Raw genomic sequence first — 14,604 nt, forward strand, 5'->3', positions numbered from 1 at the left:
TCTTTCATTCCCTCGCGAAATTTCTTTCGCTCTTTGATGATGAATTGCATGTGGCGCTCGAACTGGTCGTTTGACATGTGGGTGTCTCAAAATCGGCTGGACTATACCACTCCGTAACTCCACATGTGCCTCACAAAATGTCTTGCGCCTTAAGCGTTACAATGGTTGCGATTACCAACGCTACGAACATAAACATCAGGACAAACGGATCAATGATCTTATTGCCCCAGGGATGAAGGAATGAGATGTAGTTGCTGACGTCCTCGGGAATCTTTTCCGCGCCTTTGACCTCCGGCGGATCTTTCAGCTTCGGCGCAGCCGGCTGAGTGGCTTGCCGCCCGCTTTGTAAATCGCTGACGTAGTCCTTCATCTTCTTCTCGTAATCCTTCAAGTCCTGCTCAGCGTCTTTCTTGTAATCATCAACATCCTGGCGCGCCTGCTCGATGTTGCGATCGTTTAAGGCTTCGTAATGTTTGTAAAGACCCTTCCCCTCGTTCTCGCCATCGGGATCGGAACCCTCTTCATCCAGAGTATCGAGCGTTGAAAACTGCTTCAGCCCATCAAACGCCCACGTCGCCGGCATGAGCGTACCGATCGCCTTCGAAGCTCCTTCGGGAACGCCGACCAGACCGGAAAACAGAATTTGCGGGATAAGAATTAGCGGCACGAGACTCGTCGCCATCTCGGACGTCTTCACGATCGCCGACACGAATAAGCCCAGCGCGATACCCACCATCGCGGTAATAAACACAATCGCCAGTTGCGGCACCAGCCATCCGGGAACGCTCATCAAGCCGACGTAATGCATCATCTTGAGCGCGCCGAACAACATCAAGCACTGCACCGTCACGATCAGCGCGAGCACAAATATTTTCGAGCCGACGTAAGGCAATAATCCAAGGTTCACCATGCGCTCGCGCGTGTAAACGGCCCGCTCGCGAATGATTTCGCGCGAAGCGACCGAGGTGCCGAACCAGAGCGCGACCAGCCCGAGCACGAAATATGGGAAGTCGCGGGGCAGCGTGTCCCCGACAACGAGATAAGTAAGGAAGGCGATGATGGGCGCCTGGGCAAAGAGAATCAGCAGATTGAATTTGTCGCGGCTCAGGACTTCCATGTAGCGGCGCGTGAGCGTGCCCCACTGGCGGATTGAATCGGTAACCGTTGTGTGCCGCTTTGGTGGCGCGGCGGCGCGGCCATCGCGGGGCAAAAGACTGAGCGGCTCAGCGACGTTGCGCCGGTAGTGTTCCGTCGTTTGGAATTTTTGCTTCCATTCGTCGGCGACTTGTTCGGCGATCTGTTCGCGCTGCTGTTTGAATGCCTGCTTCTGCGACTTCGCGGCATTGGCCGGCAACGGAGGCATCGCCGCGATGCGTTCGTCGACCGGGTCTTCCAGTTTGTCGTAAAGGTCTTTGAAACTTTCGGCCTCGACGTGGGCCAGCGCATCCTGCGGCGCGCCATAGAACACCAGCTTGCCGCGCATCAGCACGACAATCTTGTCAAAGAGCTTCACGTTCTCCATCGCATGCGTCGTCAGCACGACCGTGCGGCCGCTCTCGGCGATTTGCCGAAAGAGTTTCATGATCTTTTCTTCAGTCGCGGGATCGAGACCCGAAGTCGGCTCGTCCAGAAAGATCACTGACGGCTTGGTGATTAGCTCAACCGCGATTGAAACGCGCTTGCGTTGTCCGCCGGACAGTTGGCTTACCGGCACGTCGCGCCGCTCTGACAAACCGGTGACGTCCATCACCTCATTGATGATCTGATCGATTTCTTTGGTCGACACGTCGCTCGACAGCCGCAGCCGCGCCACGTAGTAGAGCGTGCGATAAACCGTCAGCTCGCGGTGGATGATGTCATCCTGTGGAACGTAGCCAATCGATTGCTTCAACGAATCGAGATGCCGGTATAGATCCAGATTGTTGACGAGGACGAACCCGCTGGTCGCGGGCCGCATGCCGTTCAGCGAATCCATCAAAGTGGACTTGCCCGCGCCTGAGGGGCCGAGCAACCCGATAAACTCGTTCGGCTGAACCGTCAGCGAAACGTCGTCGAGCAACTTGATCGATCCGCCCCCGGAGCGGTTCGCGACAATCTTGACGATGTTGAGGCAGTCGATGCGGGTTTTTGAACGCGTGTCGTAAACGGCCACGCCGTGCTGCGCATCTGCCTGGAGTACGAACGGTCCGATTTGGATGACGTCCGAATGCTGAACCGCGCGGCGGCCGCTGACACGCTGGCCGTTGACATACACACCGTTCGTCGAGCCCGCGTCTTCCACCGTTACGCTGCCGCTCGAGCTCGCGAAGCGCGCGTGATGATTGGAAATCTGCAAACCGTCGAGCCGAACGTCGTTGTCCGCCGCGCGACCGACCGAAAGTTGCATCCGCGCATCGAACGAAACGCGGGCGAGCAGTTGCGACTGGTTGGCGCCGGGCATGGATTGCGGCGCCATAGACCCTGACGTCGAAACGATGGTTTGCCGGCGTGCCATCGCCGCAATCTGGCCAAACTCGGATGGAATCGACGGCGGCGCGGCCACTCCGCCGGGCTGGCTCCCGCCAACTCGGGATTGTGCCGCGGCCGGATGAGCCGGATCGACTAATCGCAAGATCGGTCCGCCCGTGCCTAGTTGCACCTGATCCTTGTCGAACAGCTTTACCGTTCCTGTAATGCGCTGACCATTGACGAGCGTGCCGTTGAAGCTCTTCAGATCGACTACCGCAAACTGTCCGTCAACTTTGCGAATCTCCGCGTGACGGCGCGATACGACTGCAGCCGCGGCATCGATCACTACATCACCTTGCGGATCGCGACCCAGTTCAAAGACATCCTTATTTAGTTCGAAACGGCGGACATTCGCCGCGATTGGATCAAGCAGCTCAAGCCGCGCTGGTTGTGAAGAAACGCGCGGCGCGGATTGTACCGGCGGACGCGGTGGCGTGGCTGGTACCGGCGGACGTGGCGGTGCGGCTGGTACCGGCGGACGTGGCGACGCAGGCGGTTGAACTTCAGTCGGAGCGGTGGCATCAGACTGGTGAATGTCCGCCGACGCATCACGCACGGTCGCCATGCGATCGACATCAGCGGGCTTCGCGGAAGGTTTGGCCACTGCGACCGGCGACTGCTCGATACTGACAACCCGGAGGATTGGGCCATCAGCTCCCAGCTGCACATGCGAACCGACGCGCACTTCGACGGGCGCAGCTATTTTCTGACCATTCACAAAAGTGCCGAATCGGGAGTTCGCGTCAGTAACGGTCCAGCGCCCGTCGGTCAGACGAAACTCCGCATGGCGTCGCGACACCATGGGCCATTGGTTTTGCGCAAAGAAGAAATGGCAGACGGCGGGGTCACGGCCCACAAGCACCACGTCGCTGGTGAACGCGCGTTCGCCCAGCAGCTTGCCGCCGCGATCCTCAGCCAGAACAATCTTCATGTGAATAGTAGGGGCAGTAGCCCGACCGTCAGGGAGGGCTCACAGATTGCGCCCGAAGGAGCCCTCCCTAACGGTCGGGCTAACGCCCCGAGCGCTACTTTCCAAATCGGAATGACTCAAGCACCATCGGGAGCTCGCCCTTCACGCCGACGTCGTCAACGCTTTTCAGCTCCGGCGCAAGCGACGTCGCCAGCATCAGCAGCGTCACCCCGGTGTTGCCGCCCGAGGGCGGGGCCAGAAAAACAACCCGGCCCCAAATTGTGACGTCACCCTTGGCGGTATCGCGCGACATGGCTTCGAAGCGAAATTCGTAGCCATCGTACGATCCGACGCGGGCCGGCCCTTCGGAAACTTTTCGATACTCGGGGAAGCCGCTCGACAACTGCTTGCTGAGATTCTCGGCAAGATTCTTAAACAGCTCTGTCGACGTTCCCGTTGCCGAGTACCAACCGACGGCGAAATTCTCTTGCGTGAAGTCCGGCGGAAGACGACGCTCGACTTTCGCAAAGTTGCTGGCGCCCGCCACGCCTGCTTCTGCATCCTTCTGCCACCGGTTCGGGTAATAGAACGAGAAGTCTACATAGTGCTCCAGCAGCTTGCCGTCCAGGTTCGCCTTTGAATTCACAAACTGCACGGCATCAGCAGGCGGATTGTATGGCGGCGGTTCGTTCGACGGCACGGACGCTTGGCCGGGCGTGGCCGTGCTCGGCAACGATGACGATGGCTGATTCGGCTCGTTAACAATCACCACGCGTTCGCGTGCGCGCGCTTCCTGTTGTGGTTTGTACCAGAAAAAGTAGCCTGCAACCGCCACCGCTCCGACGAAGAAAATCAGGAGCACAGCGAGCAGACCAAGAATCAGCGGCAGCTTCGATTTCTTCTTTTGCGCCACCGGCGGCAAAGGCTGACTCGGATGAGCGGCAGCGGCAGCCTGCGCTTGTGGCGGCGGCGGAATCGGGCCAGACGGCTGCGGCGGCAACGGAGCCGACGTGGGCGCAGGTGGAATTGGACCTGAGGGGGCTACCGGTGGCGGCGCCACTGGTCCGGTGTTCGGCTGGCTCGGTGGCGCGCCATAGTATTGCGTCTGCGACGGCGGCTCGAGACTGCCGGTGTCGCGCGTCTTCACCTGCTGCGTGCCGTCGTTAACACCGCGGCTGACCACCGTCGCTTCGGGATCGAATGCGCCAGGCTGTTGCCCACTGAGATCGCGGGTCGTCGGTTTGGCGATGGCATCGCGAACTTTGGATGAATCGAACTGCACCGTCTCGGTCAACTCAGCTTGCACGGTGAACAACAAACCGCCGTCGTGTGTGCAGAACTTCTGCGTGTCAGTTGAATAAGTGCGGTTACATTTTGGGCAACGTCTCATGTCTGTTTTGTCTCAGGGGTTTCTAATTCCGAAAAGCTCTACGATTTTGCGCGCGCGGCGGCGATCTTCGCCGGCAACTCTGCATTCGCCGGGTCTAACTCAAGGGCCTTTTGATAAGCGCGCAGCGCGTCGCGGCCTCGACCGGCGGTCATGTATCCATCGCCGACGCCGGTGAAGCCGAACTGGCCGGCGAGCGCTTTGCGATCAGCAGCGGAGGCCAGCGCGGCTGCTTCTTCGTAGGTTCTGAACGCGTTGTCATGCTCTCCGGAGCCCAGGTAGGCCCGCGCCAGAACGGTCCGCACGATAAAACTCTTCGTGTTCACTTCGGCGGCCGTTTTCAAAATCGCAGCCGCTTCTGCATAGCGTTGATTGACCGAATAGAACCGGCCCATCAGGAATAGGGCGCCCGGATTTCTCGCGTCCAGCGAAAGTGCGCGTCGCAGCACCGGCTCAGAATCGTTCCAGCGCTGTGCCCCTTGCAGTGCGTCTGCAATCAAAACCAGGGTCGGAGCGTCCTGCGCTTTGTCTCCGGCCGAGCGGAAAAGCGCGTCGGCCTCATCCCATCGCTTCATTCGCGCCAGCACACCGGCGAGGTGGACTTGCGCCACGACAAAATTCGGATCCAGTTCCGTCGCGCGGCGGAAAGCACTTTCGGCATCGGCGTTGTAAATGCCGCGCGCGGTCATCGCGACCCCCAAACGATCGAAAGCGATCGCATTAGTGGGCGCCAGTTGCGTCGCGCGCCGGGCAAAGTACTCGGCGTCGGTAAATCGTTTTGCGTTCAGCGCGCCGGTGCGCGGCTGTACCAGCGCAAAGCTTAGGGCCATCAGAACTTCAGGATCAGTCGCCGCGGTGTCGAAGGCTTTTCGATAAGACACTTCAGCGTCGTCCCAGCGCTGCTGATCTACCAGGACATTTCCGATCGCGTAGTGCGCGCGCGAATCGCGCGGCTTCAACACCAAAGCGCGGCGGTAAGCCGCTTCCGCCTGGACGAACCTGCGCGCATCACGATCATCGTTGCCGTCGGCGAGCGCATCCTGAAATCGCGCTTCGATTTCGGCCGGAGTCATTCTCGGCTTCGGCGGACGCGCCGGATTGCCGCTCCGTTTGGCTTCGGGATTCTTCGGCCGAAAGATGCCGGCGCCGCCGCCCAGCTCGCCGCCCGTCTCCTGGGCCAGCACCGCACCCGACGCCACCATCAGGCAGACGAACGCCAGCGCCGCTTTAACAAGCGCGCTAATTCTCATTCTTGAAAAGGCAATCGAGGGTTTGTTCATGTTTATTAAGACTCAGGGTCTCTGGATTTTTGCGGGTGATAATACTCGGTGAGGTAGCGAGGCTCAAGTAGGTACGGTCGCGAACTCCCTCTCCCTTCGGGAGACGGCTGGGGTAAGGGTGCGAAGCTTAGCGGCTTAAGAGTAAAAAGAAAAATGTTTTTTCTACTTTTCTCGCTGGGACCCTCACCCTAACCCTCTCCCTTTGGGAGAGGGAACCCGAATCGTAAGGCCAATACCAATCACGCCCCTTTACTGCGGTCGAACCAGACGAAAGCCCAGCGCGCCAACCTTGGTATTGCCATCGACCCAATCGCGTCGCGTGGTCGAGATTGGCTTCGGCTCCTGCGCCGTACCGAACGAAGCGCCCCGAATGACATACCAGTTGCGCTGTTCGCCTTCGACCTGTTTCGAACTGCCTTGATAGTACCGGGCCTTGGTCGCGGTCCACTCGTAAACGTTGCCCATCATGTCCAGCGCGCCCCAGCGTGTTTTGTCATTAGGCGCGGAACCAACCGGCTTCGGCTCGTTAGCACCCGAACTCTTGGTGATCGCGTGGCCCTCCGTCCACGTGTTTCCCCAGGGATAGATGTTCTCCTGATCGCCGCCGCGCGCGGCGTACTCCCATTCCTCTTCGGTGGGCAGCCGCCACTTCAAACCATCGCGTTCTGAACGCCACTTGGCAAACGCAACGGCATCGCTGTGGGACACAAAGGTAACCGGCCACAGTTCCTGTCCCGCGATCGGTTTCTTGTTGATCCAGTGTGACGGTGCTTCGTGACCCGTTTTCTCGACAAACTGCTGATACTCGTAATTTGTAACTTCAGTCTTGTCGATCACCAAGGGCTGCACAGAAGCGGCGTGGACCGGAACCTCGGCCACGGTGGCGCCATTGCGGCCCATGTCGAATGTTCCACCCGGAACTGAAATGAACTCGGGAGTAAAGGTGACGGGCGCTGGTCCTGGATCCGGATCTTTCGGGTTTTCAATCGGGGGATTGTCGCCGCCACCGGGCGTGGGCGTAGGCCTGGGCCAAAGAACCCACGCGCCGATTCCACCGCCGACCAGCACCAGCAATAAAACACCCGCAAGCGCGTACGGCAATACGTTCCGCTTGCCGGCCACCGCCGCCGGCGGCACATTGACCATATTCGGATAGCTGTTCTCCGTAATCGTCGTCGCGCCCACTTGCCGTGCGTTCGCCGCTTCCGCCACCGCGGCGGGCGCGGGGGGAATACTCGACGCGAGTTTCGTCAGCTTCTCTTCAATCGCTTTCGTCTGCTGCGCGACCAACTCTTCGACACGTTTGCGTTCTTCTTCGCGCCGGCGCTCTTCGTCGAGGCGCTGTTGCTCTTTACGCCGCGCTTCCTCCAGCCGTTGTTCTTCCTGGCGGCGCGCTTCCTCTGCTTCCCGAAGCTTTCGGGCTTCTTCATCGCGCACACGCTCTGCTTCGCGCTCGCGCTCTTCCGCGGCGCGCTGCTCGGCGGCGAGGCGCTCTGCTTCGATCCGCTCTTCTTCCTGCTTTTGTTTGAGCTGCTGTTGCCGCTCGGCTTCCTGCCGGGCTTCGTCTTCTCTTCGTTTGCGCTCGGCCTCAGCGGCGAGTTGGCGTCGCCCTTGTTCTTCGCGGGCCAGTTCCTCGCGCGCTGCGGTCAACTTGTCCTGTTCTTCCATCCAGGACTTGCTGCTGATGGCGGCCGCGATCAAGTCCTCAGTCGGACGCGTGTAACTGGATCTGCCTACGTGCGGATCGGTCGCGGGCGGCGGGCCGGTCACCAGCGTCTGGTAAGGATCCGGCTGCCGCGCTTCGCCGGTGGTTTTCAGCAGCGCGCTGGCGGCCTCCATCGCCTGGCGAAACTCTTCAAGGAATTCATCCGCGGATGACGTGCGATGCTCCGGCTCTTTTTCGAGCGCGTGACGCACGACCGCTTCAATTTGCGGCGGCACCTCTATGCCGCGGGACGAGAATGTCGGCGGCTCCTCAGTCAGGTGCTTCTTCATGATCGCCGGAATCGCGTTCGCTTTGAACGGCACTTCACCGGCGAGCATTTGATAGAGCATCACGCCGAGGCTGTACACATCAGCGCGCGCGTCGGGTGGTTCGTCCGACCACTGCTCGGGCGCCATGTAAAACGGCGAGCCCATCAGTCCCGTGGTCTGCGCGGCGACAAAGGAACCCAGCAACTCGCCTGACTTAATTTTCGCGAGACCGAAGTCGAGAATCTTTGTGCCTTCGGCAATCGTCAGACCGTCCTGAAGCATGACGTTCAGGGGCTTGATGTCGCGGTGCACGATGTTCTGGCGATGGGCCGCAGCGATGCCCGAACAGATCGGCTGCATAAAGTCGAAGGCGCGCACCGGGCCCATCGCGCCTTCGGCGGACATCACTTCCTGCAGCGACTTGCCCTGCACGAACTCCATCACGAGAAAAGGCATCGTGCCGCGCACAACTCCAAAGTCGGTGACCGCAATTATGTTCTGATGGCGAATCGCGGCGGCGGCCAAGGCTTCCTGCCGAAAGCGCGTGACGAGATTTGGATCGTTGCCGACCAGATCGGGAAGAATGATCTTGATGGCGTGCTGGGTCTTGAGAAAGATGTGCCGGCCTTTGTAAACAATGCCCATGCCGCCCTGGCCCAGCCGCCGCTCAAGGTTGTAGCGGCCGTCAAGGATCGGTTCGCCGGCGATGGACGGACCGGTCGCGGCGCCGTCGTCAGGGCAAAAAGCCACGTCGTCGGCAAAACATACGCGACACTTTGGACACTCTTTCATTCAGTGAATCGTTACGTAACTTACGACTCCGCGCGAGTCTGGGTTCGCGAGGATTTTAACGGCTGATATGCGAGCAGGCAAGCAGGAGATCATCCTGGCTGGTGGTCACGGGTTTGCGCCGGAGCCGTGGGTCTCTCTGACTTTCCGTTCGTTGGTTCTGAAACACCGTCACCTTCGTGTCTTCCGAACCACGTAACAACCGTGTAGCGCGCGCCATGTTTCACCGGCGTTACCTCGTGGAAGATGTGCGAGGGAAAGGCCAGGAACGTGCCTGGCTCTGCTTTGATCGGAAAACCCAGACGCTCGGTGCGTGGATCGGAGAGAAGGTTGTAGAGAACAAGCGAACCACCGCCGAAACGACCTTCCGCCGGCTCGTCCGATTCACCGTTTAGAAAAATGACAACCGACATGGCGCGTCTCTTAATGAATTGCCGACTTCCCTCGGCCACTGATGAGTCCGTATGCGGTATGAAAAAATCACCGGCACGGTACTGCAGGAATTGAGGAGCTTCCCAGTCTGCGAGTGGCGCACCAAAGCTCTCTTCAAGCATGCGCTTGTGTTCGCGCAAGCGTTCTCCTACAAGCGAATGTAGACCGGAAGAGACGCTCGCTCGCAAGACTCTTCTCTTCTGTTCATCCACGCCCTGCGCGCGGCCGTCACGATAAGAGGTTGCAGGCGTCCGCTTCGACTCGCATATCTCCGCGATGATTCGCTCGCACGTCGCGACATCGAGGAAATTGCGGACCGTCACAACGCCAAGGCGCTTCAAGATATCCGTTTGGGACATTCGAGATTTAAGAAAGCGCAGCAGCTACGCTTTCTTCACTACGACGTTCACCAGGCGCTGAGGCACCACAATCACCTTAACGATCTTGTGACCGTCGATGAAGCTTTGGACCTTGGCGTCCGCCAGCGCTAACGCGCGCAAGTCGGCTTCAGAAATGTCAGGCGACACGACCACACGCGAACGCAGCTTGCCATTTACCTGAACGGGAATCTCCAGCTCATCTTTCTTCGCCAGCTCGCGATCGGCAGACGGCCACCGGGCAGACTTCAACAGACCGCCGGCATGACCCAACCCTTCCCACATCTCTTCGGCGATGTGCGGAGAGAACGGGGCCAACATAACGACGAGGGCTTCGAGCGCTTCGCGCACGGCGAACACGTCAGTGTCCGAAGCCGTCGCCGGATCGATGTTGAATTCGCCGAGTGCATTCGACAGCTCCATCAAAGCCGCGACGTTTGTGTTGAGATCGAGCTTCTCAGAATCCTCGGTCACGCGGGCAATCGTTTGGTGAGTCTTGCGGCGCAGCGTGCGAGCACCATCGCTGAATTCGGTACGTACGTCTTCGGCGTGCTCGGCAGGCGGGAGACCCGCGTACCGGTACACCATCGTCCACACGCGTCGCAGAAATCGCACCGCGCCTTCAATTCCCGTTTCCGACCAGCGCAGTTCATTCTCGACCGGCGCGGCGAACAGAATGAACAGACGGGTGGCGTCGGCGCCGAAGGCTTCGATCATCTCGTCCGGATCGACACCGTTGCCGAGCGACTTCGACATCGCTTTCCATTCGTTTGTCTCTTCGACGCGATTGGTGACCATGCCCTGCGTCAGCAGCCGCTTCACCGGTTCGTTGAAAGTCACCAGGCCTAAGTCGCGCATCACCTTGGTCCAGAAACGCGTGTAGATCAGATGCATCACCGCATGCGAGTCGCCGCCGATGTATTGATCCACCGGCGTCCATTTCGCGACGCGTTCCGGCTCAAACGGCATCGATTCGTTACCTGGATCGCAGTAACGAAAGAAGTACCAGGACGAATCGACAAACGTGTCCATCGTGTCCGTCTCACGCGTCGCGGCCGCGCCACACGTCGGGCACCTGGTGTTGACGAATTCGGGGACGGTCTTCAAAGGCGATTCGCCTGTGCCGGTGAATTCCGCCTTCTCCGGCAACATGACGGGCAGATCTTTCTCCGGCACGGGCACCATTCCGCACTTCGGGCAATACACAACCGGAATCGGCGCACCCCAGAACCGCTGCCGCGAGATGCCCCAGTCACGTATGCGATAGGTGACCGCGCCGCCACCGAAGTTCTTGGCGCCTGCATACTCAGACATTTCGCGAATCGCCTCCTGCGAAAGTTGACCGCTCCATTCGCCACTGTTCACCAGGACACCTTGTTCGACGAAAGCCTGCTTCATTTCCATCGACTGATCGCTGCCCGGGACGGCATCGTCCGGCTCGTTCTGCTGGCCATGCACGATCGGCGCAATGACCTGTCGAATCGGCAGCGTGTATTTCTGCGCGAACTCGAAATCGCGTTCATCGTGCGCCGGCACGCTCATCACCGCACCCGCGCCATAATCCATCAGCACGTAATTTGCGACCCAGATCGGCAACAGCTCGCCGTTGAAGGGATTGACGGCCAGCTGCCCGGTGTTCATGCCGAGCTTCTCTTCCTCAGCCGTCTGGTCTTCTGCTTTGATCGCGCGCGCCGCTTTGATCTGCTCCGCAAACTTGAGCACGTCGTCTTTCAAAGATGAGCCTTCCAGCAGCTGCGGCAGAATCGGGTGCTCGGCCGCAACCACGATCGCAGTCGCACCAAAGATCGTGTCGATGCGAGTGGTGAACACACGGATCCTTTCTTTCAGATCTTTGACTCCGAAATCGATATACGCGCCTTCACTGCGCCCTACCCAGTCGCGCTGGCGCTTGATGACTTTTTCGGGCCAGCTGTTTTCAATCTCTTTGATGTCCTGGACCAACTGCTCCGCGTATTTCGTAATGCGCAGATACCACTGTTCGATCTCTTTCTTGACCACCGCAGTGCCGCACCGCCAGCAGATGCCGCCTGACGACTGTTCGTTCGACAGCACCGTTTGTTCTTTCGGACACCAGTTGACCGGCGAAGTGCGCTTGTACGCCAGACCGCGTTCCAGCATTTTCAGAAAGAACCACTGGTCCCATTTGTAGTATTCCGGCCGGTGCGCGGCGATCACACGAGACCAGTCATAACTGATGCCCAGCCGCCGCATCTGCCCTTCCATGTGCGCGATGTTTTCTTCAGTCCAGTCGCGTGGTTGGACGCCGCGTTTGATCGCGGCTTGTTCGGCTGGCTGTCCAAAACTATCCCAGCCGATCGGATGCAAAACGTTGAACCCGCGCAGGCGCTTGTACCAGGCCAGCGCGTCGCCGATCGCGTAGTTCCGCACGTGCCCCATGTGCAGAAAGCCGGAGGGATACGGCAGCATCTCGAGCGCGTAAAACTTTTCGCGCGGGTCGTCTTCGCGGGCTTCAAACGCACGCTCGTCGGCCCAGCGCTTCTGCCACTTCGCTTCGATTTTTTCAGGAAAATATTTCTCGTCCATTGTGTTAACTCCTCTTAACTTACAGTCATTTGGGTCAAATGCACAAAGCCGCTTGTGCAGTTACTTCGTTCGGGTTTTGACTGGATTCGCCGCTAACAGACGCGATCAAGCGCAGCGCGCTAGCGGCAGCGTAAGGAGGAGTTTGGTTAGAGAATGAAACGCGGACCGTTGCATGATGAGGGCATTGTAACTGACCAACCGGAGACCGTAAAGCAGAACTTCGCGATGAGATCAGTACCCGGAGCGGACCGGGGTCCCCGCGCGGGCAGCCCGCGTGGGGTGGGGATGCGACGGGGTCAGGAGCGCGACCCGGTCGCTACCGCTCCCGGTACTGACTCCGCCCCCGAGGCCGACTCAACTGACGAAGCTCCGCAGGGCTTCCAGGTTCTTCAGATCAGCCCGCGGATCGTCGTAAGGCGTTTCCAAAATAAACGCACAGTGGGCGAGCTTCGGATGTTGCGCAAAGCGTCGCAGCGCATCGCGCCCGATGTGGCCTTCGCCAATGTGCCAGTGGCGATCGACGCGCGAATTAAACGGCGCCCGCGAATCATTGAAGTGGACCGCCCGCACGTTGCGCAGACCCACCGTGCGGCGAATGATTTCGATCGTTGCTTCCAACCCGTCTGGCTCGCGAATGTCATAACCGGCCGTGAATGAATGCGCGGTATCGACGCAGACGCCCAGCGGCAACTTCGGACACTCGTCCATGATCGCGCGCAGATGCTCGAACCGGTGACCGATGCACTGACCCTGTCCGGCAGTGTTCTCCAGCAGGATGCGCAGCTTTCCGAACCGCAATCCTTTGCAAGCAACCTTCAAACTAATCGCGGTGGCCGCGATGCCGTCAGCTTCGCATGAGCCGCGGGCGCTACCTGGGTGCACGACGAGGTAGTCGGCACCGAGCGCAATGCCGCGCTGCACTTCTTCACGGAACGAGGCGATCGATTTCAACAGAATCACATCGTCGGCCGAAGAAAGGTTGATCAGGTAGTTCGCATGAATTAAAACGGGCGACAGCTTCGTGAGTCTGCGAGTCGCTTTGAACAACTCGACTGATTCACGCGTCAGCGGCTTGGCCATCCAGCCGCGCGGATTCCGCGAGAAGATTTGCACCGCGTCGCAACCGGTTTCCTTCGCGATGATTAAAGACTCGTGAAGCCCGCCTTTGATGGGGGCGTGGAAGCCTATCCGTGGACGCATTCGTTGACTCGATTGGTTCATTGTTCAGACGAGGCAGCGGTCCTCCCGGTCTTGTTTTCTGGTAGCGGTTTTGCTGGGCAATCATACGTTGTTTCCGTTGACAGGACCCCAGCCCCGGAGTAGGATTTTGCGCATAGCAGTAAACACTGCAAACAACCCGGAAGGAGACATTATGAAACGACTTCTAGGGATCCTGCTCTTAATCCTTTCCTTTTCGTCTGGACATTTGGCCTTTGCCTCAGGAGATTGCTTTTCAAACTGCAATTGCCGATCTTGGACGGTCGACCAGTGGGGCTGCATCTCAACAGAAGTACCGTGTTGCGGGGTTCCTCAGTTTCCGAACTGTGGTTGCGGTGGGCCGAATACCTGTTGTTATTACGAGTTTGGGTACTGCCATCCCCCGTCCTCTTGTGGTAGTTCCTTTACTTATAAAAAGTGCTTTGTCGGTGGCTGCACCGGGGGCGGATGATAGGAGGTCTTACATGAACGTTAAATCTGTTTTACTCGGATCAGGGGTGATCTTGTCGATGGCCGCCACCGGCTTTATTGTCGCGAAGGTGAGCCCTGTTCCAGCGCCCGCCCAGGGATTTACGGTTCATACCAGGGATATCGTCGATCCAGGCGACGGTCGGCCGACTTTTATAGCCGCCACCAGCATCAGGTATCAAAAAGCAGACGGTAGCTGGAGGCAGGACAGAACTTACATGAACGGAAGAACCGATGTCGGCTTTAAGCTTGCCGGCAAGGGGGTTTTCCGCGTGGATGAGGGCAATAAGAAGCTCGACTACCTGTCTTCTGCCGATCAAAACCATTTTCATGAGGACCGAGCCCGGCAGGACCCCGGTTTTGTCAGGGAAGAAACGATCCTTGGGTTTAAGACGTTTGTTGTCCGGAAGGAGTTAGCCGCAACGGGCGAGATAACTGAATATTACATTTGCCCGGCGCTCCAGGGTTATATGATGAAGGTCGTTATAAAATCCAAGAGCGGGTGGACTAACACGTTTGAAGCGACGAAAGTAGAACTGGGTGACCCGCCCGAGCATCTTTTCACTTCGCTGCCCAACTACGAAGTTGATTACGAAAACTTTAAGCAAAAGCGTGCAGCTGCAGCAGGACCAAACGACCAAAAATAGCGGGAACTGTCTTCGCCCAAAAAGAGCAGGTCGGTAGCCCGACCTAAAC

General features: G+C 58.8%; 8 protein-coding genes. 1 reads left to right on the forward strand and 7 read right to left on the reverse strand.

The window, feature by feature from the left end; translation table 11 throughout:
* Nucleotides 1–130 precede the first annotated feature (130 nt).
* From VFX97_08020 to VFX97_08050, 7 genes are all read right to left on the reverse strand, one after another.
* Entirely contained in the window at nucleotides 131–3,439 is a 3,309-nt protein-coding gene (locus VFX97_08020; GenBank protein HEX5703129.1) for an FHA domain-containing protein, read from the reverse strand.
* Between the two features lie 94 nt (nucleotides 3,440–3,533).
* The gene (locus tag VFX97_08025) at nucleotides 3,534–4,808 is read right to left on the reverse strand and encodes a hypothetical protein (protein ID HEX5703130.1); all 1,275 of its coding nucleotides are present in this window, start codon (nucleotides 4,806–4,808) and stop codon (nucleotides 3,534–3,536) included.
* 38 nt (nucleotides 4,809–4,846) lie between these two features.
* Complete coding sequence (locus VFX97_08030; GenBank protein ID HEX5703131.1) at nucleotides 4,847–6,085, reverse strand: tetratricopeptide repeat protein; 1,239 nt, start codon at nucleotides 6,083–6,085, stop codon at nucleotides 4,847–4,849.
* A gap of 249 nt (nucleotides 6,086–6,334) precedes the next feature.
* Nucleotides 6,335–8,851 carry a bifunctional serine/threonine-protein kinase/formylglycine-generating enzyme family protein gene (locus VFX97_08035; GenBank protein ID HEX5703132.1) on the reverse strand — a complete coding sequence of 839 codons (2,517 nt, stop codon included), beginning with the start codon at nucleotides 8,849–8,851 and terminating at the stop codon, nucleotides 6,335–6,337.
* An 89-nt stretch (nucleotides 8,852–8,940) separates the two neighbouring features.
* Entirely contained in the window at nucleotides 8,941–9,639 is a 699-nt protein-coding gene (locus VFX97_08040; protein HEX5703133.1) for a 2OG-Fe(II) oxygenase, read from the reverse strand.
* A gap of 24 nt (nucleotides 9,640–9,663) precedes the next feature.
* Nucleotides 9,664–12,222 carry a leucine--tRNA ligase gene (leuS, locus tag VFX97_08045; GenBank protein ID HEX5703134.1) on the reverse strand — a complete coding sequence of 853 codons (2,559 nt, stop codon included), beginning with the start codon at nucleotides 12,220–12,222 and terminating at the stop codon, nucleotides 9,664–9,666.
* Nucleotides 12,223–12,576: 354 nt separating this feature from the next.
* Complete coding sequence (locus VFX97_08050) at nucleotides 12,577–13,422, reverse strand: deoxyribonuclease IV (protein HEX5703135.1); 846 nt, start codon at nucleotides 13,420–13,422, stop codon at nucleotides 12,577–12,579.
* Between the two features lie 482 nt (nucleotides 13,423–13,904).
* Between VFX97_08050 and VFX97_08055 the strand changes: the two genes are divergently transcribed.
* Nucleotides 13,905–14,555 (forward strand): hypothetical protein, encoded by a 651-nt coding sequence (locus tag VFX97_08055; GenBank protein ID HEX5703136.1) that lies wholly within the window; start codon nucleotides 13,905–13,907, stop codon nucleotides 14,553–14,555.
* Nucleotides 14,556–14,604 lie beyond the last annotated feature (49 nt).

It is taken from the genome of Pyrinomonadaceae bacterium (assembly GCA_036277115.1).
GTDB lineage: Bacteria > Acidobacteriota > Blastocatellia > Pyrinomonadales > Pyrinomonadaceae > UBA11740.